Here is a 15,212-nt window from a genome sequence, read left to right on the forward strand (position 1 = left end):
TATGAGTAAAGACAAATACACGCAGCCCGAGTTTTCTCTTTCACTTCTTCACCCTCGTAACTGGGGCGTATGGCTTGGTTTTGGTCTGTTGGCCATCCTCGTCAATATTCTTCCTTATCGGCTGCTGCTTTCATTAGGTCGTTCACTCGGCAAACTTGGCATGCGCTACGGTAAAAAGCGTGTCCACGTTGCTCAGCGTAACTTAGAATTGGCCTTTCCAGACAAAACACCTGAAGAGATTCAACATATTGTTGAAGAGAACTTCAAAAATACCGGTATGGCACTGATAGAAACCGGAATCACTTGGTTCTGGCCGACTTGGCGCTTTAAAAACCTGATCGTCGAGAAAGATCTCGGCGCACTGCGTGAAAAAGCCAAAGAAGGTAAAGGCGTCCTACTTTGTTGTGTCCATGCTCTTAATCTAGAGATCACTGCGCGTGCTTTCGCCGTGTTAGGCGTGGCCGGGTACGGCGCGTTTCGTCCGCATAATAATCCTGCTTATAACTTTATCCAGTATTGGGGACGGACACATAACGGCAATAAACTGATTGATCGTAAAGATGTAAAAAAGATGATTCGTGTTTTACGCAGCGGTGAGCGTCTGTTCTATTTACCGGATCACGATTACGGTCGCAAAAAATCAGTATTTGTGCCCTTCTTTGCCGTAGACGATGCGTGTACGACAACAGGCACGAGCATTCTGGCGTATACCTCAAAATGTGCGATCATCCCAGGCTCAGGGTTTCGCAATGACGAAGGAAAATACGACATCATCGCCGATAAGTGCATTGAAGCCGATTATCCACAAAAAGACGAAGTCGCCGCTGCCGCTTATATGAACAAGTATGTGGAAGAAGTCATTCTACGCGCTCCAGAGCAATGGATGTGGCTCCATAAACGCTATAAAACCATGCAAGATGAGCATGTCGAGAAAGGCATTCGCTATAAGTAAGTGGTCACGGCGATAAATCCAAAAACAAAAAAGGGCAGATGAATATCCATCTGCCCTTTTTACTTTTTCAGAAAAAGTAACCAATTAAATGCCGTATTCTGCGCGGTATGCTTTGACTGCTTCTAGATGCTCTTTGTCTGTGCCTTTCTCTTCAAGGAAAGTCACAAGGTCAGTCAGGCTAACGATTGAGATGATTGCACAACCAAAGTCACGCTCCACTTCTTGGATCGCAGACAACTCACCTTTGCCTTTTTCTTGGCGGTCAATCGCAACCAACACACCAGCAAGGTCTGCGCCATTTGCTTGAATGATTTCCATCGATTCACGAATCGCAGTACCTGCTGTGATTACGTCATCTACTAGCATGATACGGCCTTTAAGCGCAGAGCCTACAAGGTTACCGCCTTCGCCGTGATCTTTCGCTTCTTTACGGTTGAAGCAGTAAGGCGTGTCGACGTCATGATGATCCGCCAGCGCGACTGCTGTTGTCGTCGCGATTGGGATACCTTTGTACGCCGGGCCAAACAGCACATCAAACTCAATGCCTGAATCAGCGAGCGCGGCTGCGTAAAAACGACCAAGACGCGCTAGGTCACGACCAGTATTGAAAAGACCAGCGTTAAAGAAGTACGGGCTTTTACGGCCAGATTTCAAAGTAAACTCACCAAACTTAAGAACTTCTTTCTCAAGTGCAAACTCAATAAATTCACGCTGGTATGCTTTCATTATTTTCTCTCTATGTCCTTGGTTTCTTGTGTCTCTTCTCGACAATCATTCATTTCTCTATTGTCGAGATAAAAAAATAGCCCCCATAATGGGAGCTATCTAAATCAATTGGCTAACGCCGCCTTCTGCGCTGCGACAATTTCCGTAATGCCGACTTTCGCCGACTCGAGCAATGCCATCAGCTGTTCGTGACTGAACGGTTCACCTTCTGCGGTGCCCTGAATTTCAATCATCTTGCCTTCTTCGGTCATTACTACGTTCATGTCTGTGTCTGCCGCTGAATCTTCAACGTATTCAAGATCACACAATACTTCGTCGCCTAGTAAGCCGACAGAAACTGCCGCTACGTGGCCTTTCATTGGGTTTGCTTTTAGCTTGCCGCTATCTACTAGGTGTTGGAACGCATCGGCCATTGCAACACTTGCGCCGCTGATAGATGCAGTGCGAGTGCCGCCGTCTGCTTGGATAACGTCACAGTCAACGGTGATCATGAACTCACCCATGGCTTTTAGATCGACAACAGCACGTAGGCTTCGCGCGATAAGACGCTGAATTTCCATCGTACGGCCGCCTTGTTTGCCACTTGCCGCCTCACGACGAGTACGAGAATGTGTTGCTCGAGGTAGCATGCCGTATTCAGCTGTAACCCAGCCTTTACCTTGACCTTTTAGCCAACGTGGCACAGATTCTTCGACGGTCGCATTACACAACACTTTGGTGTTACCGAACTCAACTAGCACTGACCCTTCAGCGTAAGCTGTGTAGTTACGAGTAATTTTGATAGGGCGAACTTGATCCGCCTTGCGATCGTTTGGACGCATGGGCATCTACCTTAAATATGAGGAGAAGACGATTTGGTTGGGCGAAGATTATAACGGAATCGATTCCGGATTCATAGGTTACGCCGCTGGCACAACATAAACAATCCATACATCCCGCGCACCTATCGACGCAGCATGATACACTCTTGAAGTAATTTTCAAAAAATGAAGACAGGAAAATTCGATGATTTACAGTATGACAGCGTATGCACGCAAAGAAGTAAAAGGCGATTGGGGCTCTGCGGTATGGGAAATCCGCAGCGTGAACCAGCGTTATTTAGAAACATACTTCCGCATGCCAGAGCAATTTCGCGGGTTAGAGCCCGTTTTACGTGAGCGCTTTCGTAAGCGCTTAGCGCGAGGCAAAGTAGAATGTAATCTGCGTTTTGAAGCAAACCCTGCCGCAAAAGGTGAGCTTAGCATCAATGAAGCGCTTGCTAGCCAGGTAATTAAAGCCGCTGAACAAGTCATGCACATGACTGGTGAACTGAGCCGAATCAATCCATTTCAAGTCATGCAATGGCCGGGGGTAATGGAAACGCCAGAGCAAGACATGGATGCAGTAAATAAAGTGCTACTAGAAGCGTTTGATGGCGCAATGGATGAATTTATTGAAGCGCGCGCTCGTGAAGGCGAGAACATGAAAGCGCTGATTGAACAGCGTTTAGACGCCATCTCTGCAGAAGTCGTAAAAGTGCGTGCCCGCATGCCAGAAATTTTAGAATGGCAACGTGAGCGACTATTCTCGAAGTTCGAAGACGCTAAAGTGGAACTGGATCCATCTCGTATCGAGCAAGAGTTGATTTTGCTAGCGCAAAAATCGGATGTTGCTGAAGAGCTCGATCGCTTGGACTCTCACGTAAAAGAAACCACAAACATTCTGAAAAAAGGTGGCGCAGTGGGTCGCCGTCTAGATTTTATGATGCAAGAGTTCAACCGTGAATCAAACACGCTAGCGTCGAAATCCATCAGCACCGACATCACCGCATCGGGCGTTGAACTGAAAGTTCTAATTGAACAGATGCGTGAGCAGATCCAAAATATCGAATAGTTTTTTCACCCGTCCAAGAATGTCTTAAAAGCCCTGTTATTTGCTTGTAAATACAGGGCTTTTTTATTTCCCCCGCCCAAATCGGTTTGCAGACGTCCGTTACCAACTGCCTGTTTAGTGGTGGGCAGAATGGTGGGCAGTCCCCTCATTTTTGCTCAATAAGCATTTTGCGGTGAGCAAATTGGTGGGCAGTAAGTTACCCAATTTTCGCATTTAACTCGCCACCACAACAGGTTAGCTGCTGATTCAATAAGCAAATCGGTGGTGGGCAGCCATTATTGCCCCCTCCATTATTTCAGCAACTATGGAGTAAACATGGGAAAACTCACAGCAAAACAGGTTATTGCATACAGCAAAGCCGACCCAAAAAAATATTCAGATGGTGAAGGTCTATACTTTTGCGTCCGCAAACAAGGCTCGCCTTATTGGATGATTCGCTACACCACAGCCAAAGCAAGACGAGAAGCAACCTTGGGGCAATTTCCTTTAATGTCGTTGGCAGACGCCAGAATTGCCGCCGCATACTTTCGAAAGGAAGTACGTGACGGCATAGATCCTCTTCTAGAAAAACAGAAAATCGAGTTACCTGACATTGAAACCGTGGATCAACTGTTCCATGACTGGTATCGAACCGATCTGAGTAGACGACTAAAGCATCCCAAGATTCCGTATCGGGTTTACACCAAAGACATAAGCCCTGTCATTGGCATTAAGTGTATTGCTGAGGTGACCGCACGAGACGTGCGCGAAGTATTAGAACGCATTCGAGAAAGTAACCGCCCTACCATTGCCAACGACACCTTGATGTACATGAAGCAGTTGTTTCGACATGCGATTAAACTCGATTTAACGCTGAATAACCCCGCCGCAGCGTTTACCGTGGACGATGCCGGTGGCGTGGAGTCCAGTAAAGACAGGATGCTCAGCAAAGAGGAAATTCACTACGCCTTTAGCGTGTTTCATACCCATATCAATAGCTTTGGCCGCGATAACTACCTCGCTTGCTGCCTGTTTTTGGTGTTGGGCGTGCGTAAAAGCGAACTGTGCGAAGCCATGTGGCGTGAAATGGATTTAACCACGGGCGTATGGGACCTACCCAAGGAACGCAGCAAAACTGGCGTGCCGATAAGCATTCCCTTACCGCGCCAAGCCATTGCCTGGTTTAACGAGCTGCAAATCCGCGCTTGTGGCTCGCCTTATGTTTTCCCAGCCAGACGAGCAAGCCATCGTCCACATATGGGGCCAGATACGCTGAACCGCGCCATTTCTAAACTCTTTGGTCGCGAGCCAGGGCGCAAAAAACAGCCTCCCAATAAAATGGGCAAACTTGAACACTTCACCGTACACGATCTGCGCCGCACCTTTCGCAGCCTTGCCGCCTCTTTGGGCATTGCAGGCAATGTGGCCGAACGCTGTCTTAACCATAAGCTAAAAGGCGTTGAGGGTATCTACGACCGCCACGATTACTTTGAAGAGCGCCGTATTGCCCATCAAACCGTGGCTGATGTGGTTGAACCGCTAGTGAACTTTGAGCCACATTCGCAACAGCACGCAGGAGGGCATTAACATGCAATTTATGATGCGACTCGCCCCATTACCTTTCCAATAGCCGTGCTGGCAGGGCTTGGCTGGTGTATTGGCATTGCCCTACTCGAACAGTCTCATGGTATAGGCTACGCACTTACTCGGCATTGCCTGATGGTATTCGTGGTACTCGCTCCTTGGCTAATGCTAAAACTCATGTTCTACGTGATTGTCAGTTTAGGACGCAAACTGGGGCTCATCCCGCCTCCACGTCCAACGCACAGCTTGGGGTATGAAGAATCACTCTATTGGTTCAGAGTCTTGGCCTTCTTCGATGGCAAACGCAGCCGCATGCCGAAAAGGCCTATCAGGCGAAACTAACAAGCCCCCATTTGCTCACTTACCGTGGGCAGTTGGGACAATGGGGCAACACTTGATATGCCGAGCTTTAGAGGGTGAATAAGAGGAAATTACACTGCCCCAAGGAATGGGGCAATTGAGGGTCGTGCCAACAACTCCTTTCAGTCAATCAAACTACAAATTTGCAAAAGTCCCAATATGGGACTAGCATCTGTTTATGAGAATTATCGCACTATCAACCTTAAAAACATTTTGGGAAGACAGCCCAGAATACATTGACGCTAAAGAGCCTACTTTAGCGTGGTATAGGCATGTATTAAACGCTAATTGGGGATCACCGGCGGATGTGAAACAGGATTTTAGAAATGCCAGCATCCTCAGAGATGGGCGTGTCGTGTTTAACATTGCCGGTAATAAATACCGGTTAGTTGTTTGGATCAATTATGCCTACAAAGTGGTTTACATACGGTTTATCGGCAGCCATGCGCAATACGAAAAATTCGTCGGGAACGAATTTTCATGAGCAACGCGAGCCCGAAGGGTGAGGCTCATGGACGAGCCGAATAAAAAATTGATGTGCAAACGATTTGAAGCCAAAAGGTAGTAACAAGAGGTAAATATAATGGACATCAGACCTATTAAAACAGATGCCGACTACCGCGCGGCATTAAACGATATCGAAAACCTAATGATGGCGGAGCCTGATGCCGTCGAAGGTGAAAAGCTGGACATTTTGGTTACGTTAGTTGAAGCCTACGAAGCAAAGCATTTTCCAATGGATTTGCCAGACCCTGTTGAGGCAATAAAGTTTGAGATGGAGCGCAAAGGCTTAACGGTTAAAGATCTTGAACCCATGATAGGTAAAAGCAATCGTGTTTATGAAATCCTAAACCATAAGCGATCACTCACGCTAAAAATGATTTGGAAACTTCATGAAGGGCTAGGTATTCCAGCAGAGTCGCTCATCAAACCGCCGCAAGTTCGCGCTTCATAGCGCTGCGCATAAAAATTATGTTGTCATGAATGACGCTCGCTACCCAAATATTTCAGCTATTGATAACAGGCTAGCTGAGCTTGAAAACGAAAAGCAGCAGCTTCTCGCATTAAGAGAGGCTTTGCGTAGCGCTCAAAACGAGCGTTCAGTACAGACATTCACGCCAGAACAAAAAGTCGCCCTATTCAGACAACGATTTCGTGGAAGAGAGGATATCTTTGCCAATCGTTGGCAAAATCAACAGGGGCGCAGTGGCTATTCCGTAGCCTGTGATAATGAATGGGTAAACGGGGTTTGTAACAAGCCCCGCATTAAATGCCAAGACTGTTCACACCGAAAGTTTAGCGAACTAAACGAGCGCATTATTTACAGGCACCTTGCCGGTCATCAAGTGGTGGGGCTGTATCCCTTACTGAAAGATAATACGTGCTATTTGTTGGCAGCCGATTTTGACAAAGGCTGTTGGCAAGAAGAAGTCAAAGCAATGTCTAAAGCGTGCCAAGCGTTTGATATTCCACACGCGATAGAAATCTCGCGTTCTGGCAACGGAGCGCACTTATGGATCTTTTTTGACACCAACATCCCAGCTAACCAAGCTCGGGCACTTGGTTTCGCTTTGCTTGATAAGGCCATGGAAATATTTCCAAATCTATCGTTTGACTCCTATGACAGGCTATTTCCTAACCAAGATGTCCTTCCTGAAGGAGGGTTTAGCAATCTCATTGCGCTACCACTTCAAAAGGAGGCTCGCCTTTCAGGCCGTAGCTGCTTTGTTGACAATGACCTGAATTCGATTGACGATCAATGGCAGTACCTTGCTGAGCTTAAAACGCTCACGCAATCGAGTATTGTTCAACTCATAACAACCATTTCACCCAATACCCTATTACTGTCCGAACAAGGTCTAATAGACAACCGCCCTCCTTGGGAAATCACAGCCAAAGCCGCACCAATAAAATTAGAGTCTTTGCCGAAAACCGTGACCATTACCTTGGCCAACCATATCTACTTTTTGATGAGCGAGTTACCTGGGCCACTACTGGCAGGACTCAAGCGATTAGCGAGTTTTTCTAATCCTGTGTTTTTTAAAACACAAGCGTTACGCTTTTCAACCCATGGCATTCCAAGGTTTATTTCCTGTGCTCGTATTGAAAACGGTTATCTTGCACTACCGCGTGGCTGTCTCGATGACGCGATTGCTTTGCTACAAGAGCACAGTATTTCGCCACTGTTTGACGATAAGCGTGAAACCGGCAAACCATTATTAAAACTTACCCCTGAGTTCACTTTGCGAAAGAACCAGCGTGACGCAGTGGCCGCAATATCTAAACATGACTTCGGTATTTTGCATGCGCCGACCGCATTTGGAAAAACGGTTACTGCCATCGGCATGATCGTAAAACGCAAAGTAAATACCCTAATACTGGTTCATAGCCGACAACTGCTTGAACAGTGGCAAGAGCGATTACGCACGTTCCTACCCGACGTAAACATTGGCAGTATAGGCGGGGGTAAAAGAAAGCCAAGTGGCATTATCGACATTGCCACCTACCAAAGCTTGGTTAATAAAAAAGACAACTCCATCACGCCTCTCATCCAAGACTACGGCCACATTATTGTTGATGAATGCCACCATCTGTCTGCGCCAAGGTTTGAAATGGTACTCAACGAGGTAAGAGCAAAATATGTATTGGGCCTAACAGCAACGCCAGAGCGACAAGATGGCCATCAGAAGATCATTTTTATGGCGGCAGGGCCCATTCGCTATAAAGTGAAACAAAGTCCTGATGAGCAATTTACTCAAACCGTGATGATTCATCAGCTCTACGATATACCGCCAACTGAGCTAATAAAAACAGATGTGCGCCCAAAAATAAGCGATGCCTACCGCTGGCTCGTCGATAACCAACAGCGCACTTCAAAAATTGTCTCAGACGCCTCTCAATGTGTTCAAAATGGCGGACACCCGCTAGTCCTTACAGAGCGCAGAGAGCACGCAGAGTACGTACACTCACGACTTACCGAGATGGGTATAAGCACTGTCGTACTCAAAGGCGCCATGAAAGCTGCCGAACGCAAGAATGCTGACAATCATCTGCAATCGGCTCAAGTTGTCGTCGCAACAGGAAAATATGTGGGTGAAGGGTTTGACCTACCAAGACTGGATACGTTGTTTTTGGCCATGCCAATCGCATGGAAAGGTACATTGGCCCAATATGCCGGTCGTATTCATCGTGAATCGGAAGGAAAAACACAAGTCACCATTCACGACTATGTAGACTGCGCCCTCCCTATGCTGCAACGCATGTTTAAAAAACGCGAGAAAAGCTACAAGGCAATGGGGTACGCCCTTGAGTACATTGATGGTAACAGTGACAAGCAACCTTCACTGAAGTTAGAAAACGTCCCTTCATCAAATACCAAGCCAAAATAAACAGCAGCACTTCATTAAACACTTCCCCATGCCTTTCCCCCCATACGCCAAAACCACTATCCGTTTGGCTTTTGGATCGAAACGCCAAACAGGGAAATCAGCCCATTTACTGTTTGGCGTCTCAATTAAAATCCAACGCTGCTAAGCCTTGCCGGTACTGGCACAAAGCAAGGTTTGGCACTTTTTGCACCCTAAACCAACCTCGAATCCAAAGTACAAACTGTTTGTTTTTTCTAACCCAGAATGCAAACGATCGTTTGGCGTCTCGATTTTTTTGCACTTGGCGAACGCAGCCAAACAGCGCTGTATTGGACTATGTATATCAAACAGTTAGCCGCGCACGGGTCATCATAAAAAACCGATTTGACTGGTTAGTTTGATGGCCATTTCTTTCATCTAATTCACCACTGAGTCTTCACCCGACGACTGAAAATAGACGGCATGACGAACCAACAAGGTGATAAGTGACGTGTTATGGGCAAGTGCTAACGATTTGGATAGAGAATGGATACAGCAGGTGGTCACTTTACTGGTTGGGCATGGCGCATTTACCCTCTACCCAGCATTAAGCCAGTGCGATAATGCAGCCGAACGCCTAACCCGCTGGCTGACCTATCAGTTACCGCGCGTTAAACAAGCGCACCTAGGCTGCCCGATTCACCAATGGCTAAATAGCATTGGCGCACAAGTGATCGTAGAAAAATGGCAAAGCCCCGAGCAATGGCCAAACCTCTATTGGCTACCTTTACCTGAGGTTGATGGCCACCCGCAAGGCGGCTTGGTTTTGTTACCGGCACATTTGTTACCGGTATATTTGGATTACACGAGCCAAACCAGAACATTACAAGCAAACACACCGGCCAACGCCTGTATTTTTTGGTGCATCACGCCTTTGTCTAAAACAGGAAAGCGCGCTACCTTGCACCCCAAACAGCAAAACCGCGCCTTTTGCCTGCCCAGTTCGCCAGAGCAAATGGGCAAATCATGTACGGGGTTATTACTGAGAGGTTTTAGAAAGGAGAGCCAAAAACGAAACGGCAACGTGATCAGCCACCAGATAAACCTAGCTCTACTGCACCACCTTTGTGGGCCGGAGAATGATGTGTGGTTGAAAGCGAATTTTGGTGCCATAACTCATTACGGTACCAAAAATTAGAAGCCTGAAAAACGAGTAACCCCTCACAGGGCGCTGTTCTGACGGGTAGCGGGAGGGGTGTTGTTGATGCGATTTTAATATCAAAAGCGCCAAATAGCTCGATATTATTTGATGTCGCTTTTTAGTTACTGTTTGCTAAATTGCACAGTTGGTAAAACAACCCTTGGCAAACGCAGTCGTTCACATTGAGTACTTAAGAACTCGCGCCAATAAGGCCAAACATGGTAGCTAGCATTTTTCAGTGCAAATTCATCAATCGATTCCTGCTCTAGTTCTGCTGCGACTTGGTATTCTGCAATAAAGTCTGCTTCAACAAAGGCTTTAATATCAGGATCGCCATTTTCCTTAGGATTCACCCAACGAGTCCCCAAACGGATATAAATGCGTACCAGATGGCCATCGCCATCAATATCGATCAATTCACTTCGAAGAACAACATGCATTTGTTGCACTAACAACGCTTCAAGTTCCGTGGATTTTGGGTCAAAGTCTTCAACACACTTAGCTTGGCACGATTTAACGTATACATCCTGTATCACTAAAGCATCAATAGCCTGTTGTAACGATTTTGATACTTTTTTAACCATAACACGCCTCTAGTTCGAGTTCGTGCGATGCAACAATTCTCGTCTTTCGAGCAGTAGATGAAAAATCCACTACAGCTACATTTTTCCAGCTGGTCTGGATATTACACTCAACACCCGCATCCAACATTAACTTATCTAAAGCAGCTGGCACTTCCGCCGCTAAACGGAGCAGTTTATCCATTGCGTCTGATTGCATCACATCGTCTGATTCGTACTTGGAAAACGCAACAGGGCCACCACCAAACACTTTTGCAGCATCAGCCTGTTTTAAGCCCCAGCGTTTACGCAAGACCTGGAGTTCATTACCCGTTAACAAGCCTTGCACCTGCTTTTTAAAAGCAATCATTGCACGCTTGTTAAAGCGAGCTTCAGCAGTACCAGCCTGTTCACTGCCGCAGCAATCACACACTGCATACTGGCTGTCAATTTGGCCTTGCTGACCTAAATGCTCAACTGTAACCCTCTCGGTATGGAGAGTTAATTGGCCCATCTCACAAATTGGACAAGTTTGACTATTCATCACATATCCTCAGCGCGACAAATGACAAGAAACCAGTAATAACAATTTACCTGTCTTGCCTATCGCAAATTTCACATAGTATTCGTAGCGCATTTCTTTATGCGCATACTCCACCCATTCATTTCTAAACAGCCGATAACTATCACATGCAGCCCAAGAAATAGCCTTATCAGTTTGACCAACTATGCACCATTCTGATTTTAGGTAACTTCCTGAACTCAGAGCGGCACAAACTAGCTGTTTAACATCATCAATATCGAATCCCATTGTCTGAACATCTTTTCTACAACGTTCAGTCAATAGCTTAGTGTTGTCACCAGCGGTTGGGAGCAATGCCTTAACCAACTCTGATGAATAAAGAGGCCCGTCTGCGATATAGATTCTGTCACTGCCAGCTTCATTAGGTGGCTGCTCATCAATATAGGCGCTTACATTTATCGCATTATTTACCATAATGGTAATTTAATCCAGTTAAAGTTGAACATTTAGCCTCACACCATTGCCGCTTCGTACACTTTTTCAACCTCGGTAAACTTAGTGACGCTCTCTAGGCGAGTTAAGGTTGTGAGTTTCATCGAGTTTTTCATTGGGCGATGTGGCACATTGGTCACTGGCGTTTGCAGTGATAGCGGTTTGCCAAGCTCAAATAAATAATACAAATCAGCAGAACCTGACTTCTTACCCGCTTGATCTTCGGTAATGGCGTAGCGTGGTAACACGGTGACTCGTTTAACCGGCCACAGTTTGTCAATTTGCTTGGATGAACTTTGAGTGTCTGAGGTAGACGCCAACGCTAAATAGCGAATTTCCTCGGCAATATGCTGCTTAAATTTCTGCAAAAACGTGCTTTGCGGCAGGTGATACCACTGCGCTGTACCTTGCTCAAATTGTTCAAAGTAGCCATTATCACGGCCGCGTTGCCCACCCAATGCCACTGTCATCTAGACTAGCCCACTGCCAACTTCGCGGCTTGTTGCCACATAAAGTGGGGCATAGGCTCTTTTAACTGCCAAGTAATACTCATCGGCTGTGACCCCGTATGCGATACATACTCCACTTCACCATAATTAACAAAACCCATAGTGCGGCCGTATTCATCTTTGCTTTGTTCACGAACAAATAAAAACAGTCGCTTACCCATTCTTTGATGCTGGATGTACTCCAAACCGCGCCCTTTGTCGGGCCTTGCACTGTTCTGTGACTGCCAGTGAAAGAGATGTTCGTTGATCGCGTAATCGTGATACATAGTGGTTGGCGAAAATTGCTTTTCATTTTTGTCTAAGGTGACAAACATCAGTTCAATATTCTGATCTTTCAACACAAATACCCCTTCGCGTGCTGGAGGTTTGCGCTCAAAAGTGGTCGCTCCAAATGCCACCAATATTTGCTCACGCGCATAACGTGCATGCAGCCTCAATGCGACCTCTGGCAAAGCCTGCATTGTTGGTTGCTCATGCTTGGTTTGTGCGAGTTGCCAATTCACAACATCCAGTAACTCTGCTTTTAACTCGCAAGCATTCAGTTTCGCTAAACTCTGTTCAATGGAATCAAAACCGCACTCTGGCCCTGTTTTTTGCCAAAAATCGTAATGACACATCAAGGCGTAACGATGGTCAGCATCTTCAATAACAAAGTTACTTTGACAAAGCTGTTTTAAGAAACTCAAATAGGCATGATCATCACAGGTCAAAATTCGGTTATGAATGGCCTTTCTGAGCATTTTCAACAGTTCTTCTTCAACTGATTTTTCGTTGATTTCATCTTTAGCTTGCTGAACTAGCTGCGACCAACTCCCTCGCTTATAAAGCTCATTCAAGTCGATGTGAGGATTTAAAGTTAAGAAATTCGACAATGTTAACGGCAGTGTGGAATGCTGAGGATATTGGCGGATCATCGCGACTAGGCGCTTCAACGTTAATGAAGCTTGACGAATATTGCTCAGTACCATTTCTTGCGTGCGCTTGCTTAACTCAATGCGACAACCGAGTGGCGCATGAGGGAAGCCTTGCTTGATTTCATCACTGATCGCGCGATGACTTTTACCGACTAAAGCTCTAAATTTATTGGCAAAGTCGTATTCAGGACGTGAATTACCAACAAAATCCATCACGGTACAACATTCTTTGCCTTCGGCTAAGCGCAAACCTCGGCCAAGCTGTTGCAAGAAAATAGTCAAACTTTCTGTTGGCCTTAAAAACAATAAGGTATCAACTTCGGGAATATCGACACCTTCGTTAAAAATATCGACCACGCAAAGCACGTTAATGCTGCCAGAACGAATCGCTTGCTGCTTTTGTTGCCGCTCTTGGCTGTTATCACTAGTCAACAAATCCGCTTTAACGCCTTTTAATAAGAGTTGCTCTGTCATGTACAGTGCATGTTCTTTGCTCACACAAAAGGCCAAAGCTTTCATTTTGCTAATATCGGTGATGATCTCCTGCATACTCAGCAAAATCTTATTAAAACGAACCTGGTTGTGGGTGTAAAGATGGGTCAGCTGAGCGATATCGTATCGCCCACGACTCCACGGGATAGTTCGAAGGTCAGTATCATCATCAATACCAAAATACTGAAATGGGCAAAGGTGACGACGATTAATAGCTTCCGGCAAACGGATCTCTGCCGCAATCACACCGCCAAAATCCGCTAGAATATCGCCACCATCATGGCGCTCTGGTGTAGCTGTAAGGCCGAGTAATATAGCAGGGGAAAAATGCTCCAGCACTGCGCGATAACTAGTCGCAGCAATATGATGCACCTCATCAATCACAATGTAGTCATAATAGTCAGCCGTTAGGTTAAGCTGTTCCAGCTGATTGTTCAGGGTTTGGATAGAAACAAACAGCTGCCGATAATGCTCTGGGGTATGCCCGCCAACCCACAACTCACCAAAAGCACTATTACGCAATACGCCACGATATGCCGCTCTGGCTTGTTTTAATATTTCTTCTCGGTGCGCGACAAACAGGAACTTAGCTTGCGGTTTTTCTTTGATAAAACGGGCAAAGTCAAAAGCTGAAATAAGGGTTTTTCCGGTACCCGTTGCCGCCACCACTAAATTACGAAAGCGCTGATGCACACTGCGTTCAACGGCCAATTGCTCCAATATGTCACTCTGATGCGGAAACGGCGAAATATCAAAGAAATGCGTAGGACTAGCCTCAAAATCTCCGCGCTGCTGGTTCAAGGCTTTTTTGAGCTTTTCGCTACTTGTTACATCGCCACTAAAGTGTTCAAAATCATGAGAAGCCCAATAGGTTTCAAAAGTGCTCAATGATTTATTGATAATGTGTGGGATTTCTTGCGAAGTAATTTTTAAATTCCATTCTAAGCCATTGGTTAGCGCTGAATGGGAAAGATTGGAAGAGCCGATATAACCAGTGTGATAACCCGTGTTGCGTAAAAATAGATAGCTCTTTGCATGTAACCGTTCACGCTCAGTGTTATAACTCAGCTTCACCTCGGTATTGGGTAAGTTCGCCAAATACTCAACCGCTTTCGCGTCAGTCGCCCCCATATATGAGGTAGTAATAATTTTTAGCTCGCGGCCGCTAGCAGTAAACTCTTCTAACTCTTTGCGAAAAATTCGGATCCCTGCCCACTTAATAAATGACACTAACCAGTAGATTTTATCCGCAGACAAGATCTCCCGCTTTAATTCAGATTCGAGCGACAACCCTGCATTACTGCCACAAAACAGCTCGCTTTGGCTTAGACCTGTTAAAGGGAAAATGTCGTTTATGTAATTTTTTAAATCGGCTGAGACAGGATTTTCGAGCTCATAGAGCGCAGTTAGAATTTTACCTTGACTGGCAAGCAAGTTGTCTTCGATAAAATCATCATCCTGAATTTGTGTTTTTAACCACAATAACAATTGGTTGGACAAAGTAATTTGCTGTTGCAGCCGATCATCACCCGCTGGCACCGCATCAATCGCATACTCAAGAATGTGTGAGAGGAAGCGAGATAACCATGTTGATGCTTCACTGCTATTGAGCTCACGTTCGCCGACATAGAATCGCTCTCGGTCAATACGACTCTCGATAAGCTGCGTTATAAGCTGCTCATAAATTCCGACTTGTTGCAT

The 15,212-nt window shown here is 46.0% G+C and carries 14 protein-coding genes and 1 pseudogene; 8 read left to right on the forward strand and 7 right to left on the reverse strand.

The features are described 5' to 3' along the window. Position 1: 1 nt before the first annotated feature. Positions 2-952 carry a Kdo(2)-lipid IV(A) acyltransferase gene (locus tag R7035_RS07870; protein ID WP_033905948.1) on the forward strand — a complete coding sequence of 317 codons (951 nt, stop codon included), beginning with the start codon at positions 2-4 and terminating at the stop codon, positions 950-952. Between the two features lie 84 nt (positions 953-1,036). Here the strand turns inward: R7035_RS07870 and pyrE are convergent, their stop codons facing one another. Together pyrE and rph are read right to left on the reverse strand one after the other, a co-directional pair. Further along, positions 1,037-1,678 (reverse strand): orotate phosphoribosyltransferase, encoded by a 642-nt coding sequence (gene pyrE, locus R7035_RS07875; RefSeq protein ID WP_033905947.1) that lies wholly within the window; start codon positions 1,676-1,678, stop codon positions 1,037-1,039. Between the two features lie 104 nt (positions 1,679-1,782). Continuing rightward, the gene (rph, locus tag R7035_RS07880) at positions 1,783-2,499 is read right to left on the reverse strand and encodes a ribonuclease PH (RefSeq protein WP_031780917.1); all 717 of its coding nucleotides are present in this window, start codon (positions 2,497-2,499) and stop codon (positions 1,783-1,785) included. A 184-nt stretch (positions 2,500-2,683) separates the two neighbouring features. On the opposite strand from rph, the gene R7035_RS07885 reads away from it, so the two are divergent. The 7 genes and pseudogenes from R7035_RS07885 to R7035_RS07915 all read left to right on the forward strand — a co-directional run bounded on the left by R7035_RS07885 (position 2,684) and on the right by R7035_RS07915 (position 10,018). Then, a complete protein-coding gene (locus tag R7035_RS07885; RefSeq protein ID WP_005395766.1) occupies positions 2,684-3,550 on the forward strand; it encodes a YicC/YloC family endoribonuclease in 867 nt (288 codons plus the stop codon). Positions 3,551-3,865: 315 nt separating this feature from the next. Continuing rightward, entirely contained in the window at positions 3,866-5,116 is a 1,251-nt protein-coding gene (locus tag R7035_RS07890) for a tyrosine-type recombinase/integrase (RefSeq protein WP_203344852.1), read from the forward strand. Position 5,117: 1 nt separating this feature from the next. Further along, positions 5,118-5,455: pseudogene (locus R7035_RS07895) on the forward strand (hypothetical protein). 196 nt (positions 5,456-5,651) lie between these two features. Continuing rightward, positions 5,652-5,957 (forward strand): type II toxin-antitoxin system HigB family toxin, encoded by a 306-nt coding sequence (locus R7035_RS07900; RefSeq protein ID WP_318146074.1) that lies wholly within the window; start codon positions 5,652-5,654, stop codon positions 5,955-5,957. 99 nt (positions 5,958-6,056) lie between these two features. After that, the gene (locus R7035_RS07905; protein ID WP_318146075.1) at positions 6,057-6,428 is read left to right on the forward strand and encodes a transcriptional regulator; all 372 of its coding nucleotides are present in this window, start codon (positions 6,057-6,059) and stop codon (positions 6,426-6,428) included. A 25-nt stretch (positions 6,429-6,453) separates the two neighbouring features. After that, positions 6,454-8,862 carry a TOTE conflict system archaeo-eukaryotic primase domain-containing protein gene (locus R7035_RS07910; RefSeq protein ID WP_318146076.1) on the forward strand — a complete coding sequence of 803 codons (2,409 nt, stop codon included), beginning with the start codon at positions 6,454-6,456 and terminating at the stop codon, positions 8,860-8,862. A 469-nt stretch (positions 8,863-9,331) separates the two neighbouring features. Continuing rightward, a complete protein-coding gene (locus R7035_RS07915) occupies positions 9,332-10,018 on the forward strand; it encodes a hypothetical protein (RefSeq protein WP_203344849.1) in 687 nt (228 codons plus the stop codon). A 125-nt stretch (positions 10,019-10,143) separates the two neighbouring features. Here the strand turns inward: R7035_RS07915 and R7035_RS07920 are convergent, their stop codons facing one another. From R7035_RS07920 to R7035_RS07940, 5 genes are read right to left on the reverse strand one after another with little or no spacing between them, the layout of a single operon-like run. After that, positions 10,144-10,605: a hypothetical protein gene (locus R7035_RS07920; protein ID WP_053106186.1), complete on the reverse strand. Its 462-nt coding sequence runs from the start codon at positions 10,603-10,605 to the stop codon at positions 10,144-10,146. Next, positions 10,598-11,125: a type II toxin-antitoxin system MqsA family antitoxin gene (locus R7035_RS07925; RefSeq protein ID WP_318146077.1), complete on the reverse strand. Its 528-nt coding sequence runs from the start codon at positions 11,123-11,125 to the stop codon at positions 10,598-10,600. The genes R7035_RS07920 and R7035_RS07925 overlap by 8 nt, the downstream gene beginning before the upstream one ends. Before the next feature lie 9 nt (positions 11,126-11,134). Further along, positions 11,135-11,578 carry a hypothetical protein gene (locus tag R7035_RS07930; RefSeq protein WP_318146078.1) on the reverse strand — a complete coding sequence of 148 codons (444 nt, stop codon included), beginning with the start codon at positions 11,576-11,578 and terminating at the stop codon, positions 11,135-11,137. 38 nt (positions 11,579-11,616) lie between these two features. Further along, positions 11,617-12,066 carry a hypothetical protein gene (locus R7035_RS07935; protein ID WP_238938848.1) on the reverse strand — a complete coding sequence of 150 codons (450 nt, stop codon included), beginning with the start codon at positions 12,064-12,066 and terminating at the stop codon, positions 11,617-11,619. Positions 12,067-12,071: 5 nt separating this feature from the next. Next, entirely contained in the window at positions 12,072-15,212 is a 3,141-nt protein-coding gene (locus tag R7035_RS07940; protein ID WP_318074135.1) for a DUF3427 domain-containing protein, read from the reverse strand.

The sequence above is a fragment of the Vibrio sp. 1731 genome (assembly GCF_033339955.1).
Taxonomy (GTDB): domain Bacteria; phylum Pseudomonadota; class Gammaproteobacteria; order Enterobacterales; family Vibrionaceae; genus Vibrio; species Vibrio alginolyticus.

Bases quoted from the DNA above. Each gene is read 5' to 3' on its own strand.
- R7035_RS07870 (WP_033905948.1), top strand. From the start codon at position 2: ATGAGTAAAGACAAATACACGCAGCCCGAGTTTTCTCTTTCACTTCTT.
- pyrE (WP_033905947.1), bottom strand. From the start codon at position 1,678: ATGAAAGCATACCAGCGTGAATTTATTGAGTTTGCACTTGAGAAAGAA.
- rph (WP_031780917.1), bottom strand. From the start codon at position 2,499: ATGCGTCCAAACGATCGCAAGGCGGATCAAGTTCGCCCTATCAAAATT.
- R7035_RS07885 (WP_005395766.1), top strand. From the start codon at position 2,684: ATGATTTACAGTATGACAGCGTATGCACGCAAAGAAGTAAAAGGCGAT.
- R7035_RS07890 (WP_203344852.1), top strand. From the start codon at position 3,866: ATGGGAAAACTCACAGCAAAACAGGTTATTGCATACAGCAAAGCCGAC.
- R7035_RS07900 (WP_318146074.1), top strand. From the start codon at position 5,652: ATGAGAATTATCGCACTATCAACCTTAAAAACATTTTGGGAAGACAGC.
- R7035_RS07905 (WP_318146075.1), top strand. From the start codon at position 6,057: ATGGACATCAGACCTATTAAAACAGATGCCGACTACCGCGCGGCATTA.
- R7035_RS07910 (WP_318146076.1), top strand. From the start codon at position 6,454: ATGAATGACGCTCGCTACCCAAATATTTCAGCTATTGATAACAGGCTA.
- R7035_RS07920 (WP_053106186.1), bottom strand. From the start codon at position 10,605: ATGGTTAAAAAAGTATCAAAATCGTTACAACAGGCTATTGATGCTTTA.
- R7035_RS07925 (WP_318146077.1), bottom strand. From the start codon at position 11,125: ATGAATAGTCAAACTTGTCCAATTTGTGAGATGGGCCAATTAACTCTC.
- R7035_RS07930 (WP_318146078.1), bottom strand. From the start codon at position 11,578: ATGGTAAATAATGCGATAAATGTAAGCGCCTATATTGATGAGCAGCCA.
- R7035_RS07935 (WP_238938848.1), bottom strand. From the start codon at position 12,066: ATGACAGTGGCATTGGGTGGGCAACGCGGCCGTGATAATGGCTACTTT.
- R7035_RS07940 (WP_318074135.1), bottom strand. From the start codon at position 15,212: ATGCAACAAGTCGGAATTTATGAGCAGCTTATAACGCAGCTTATCGAG.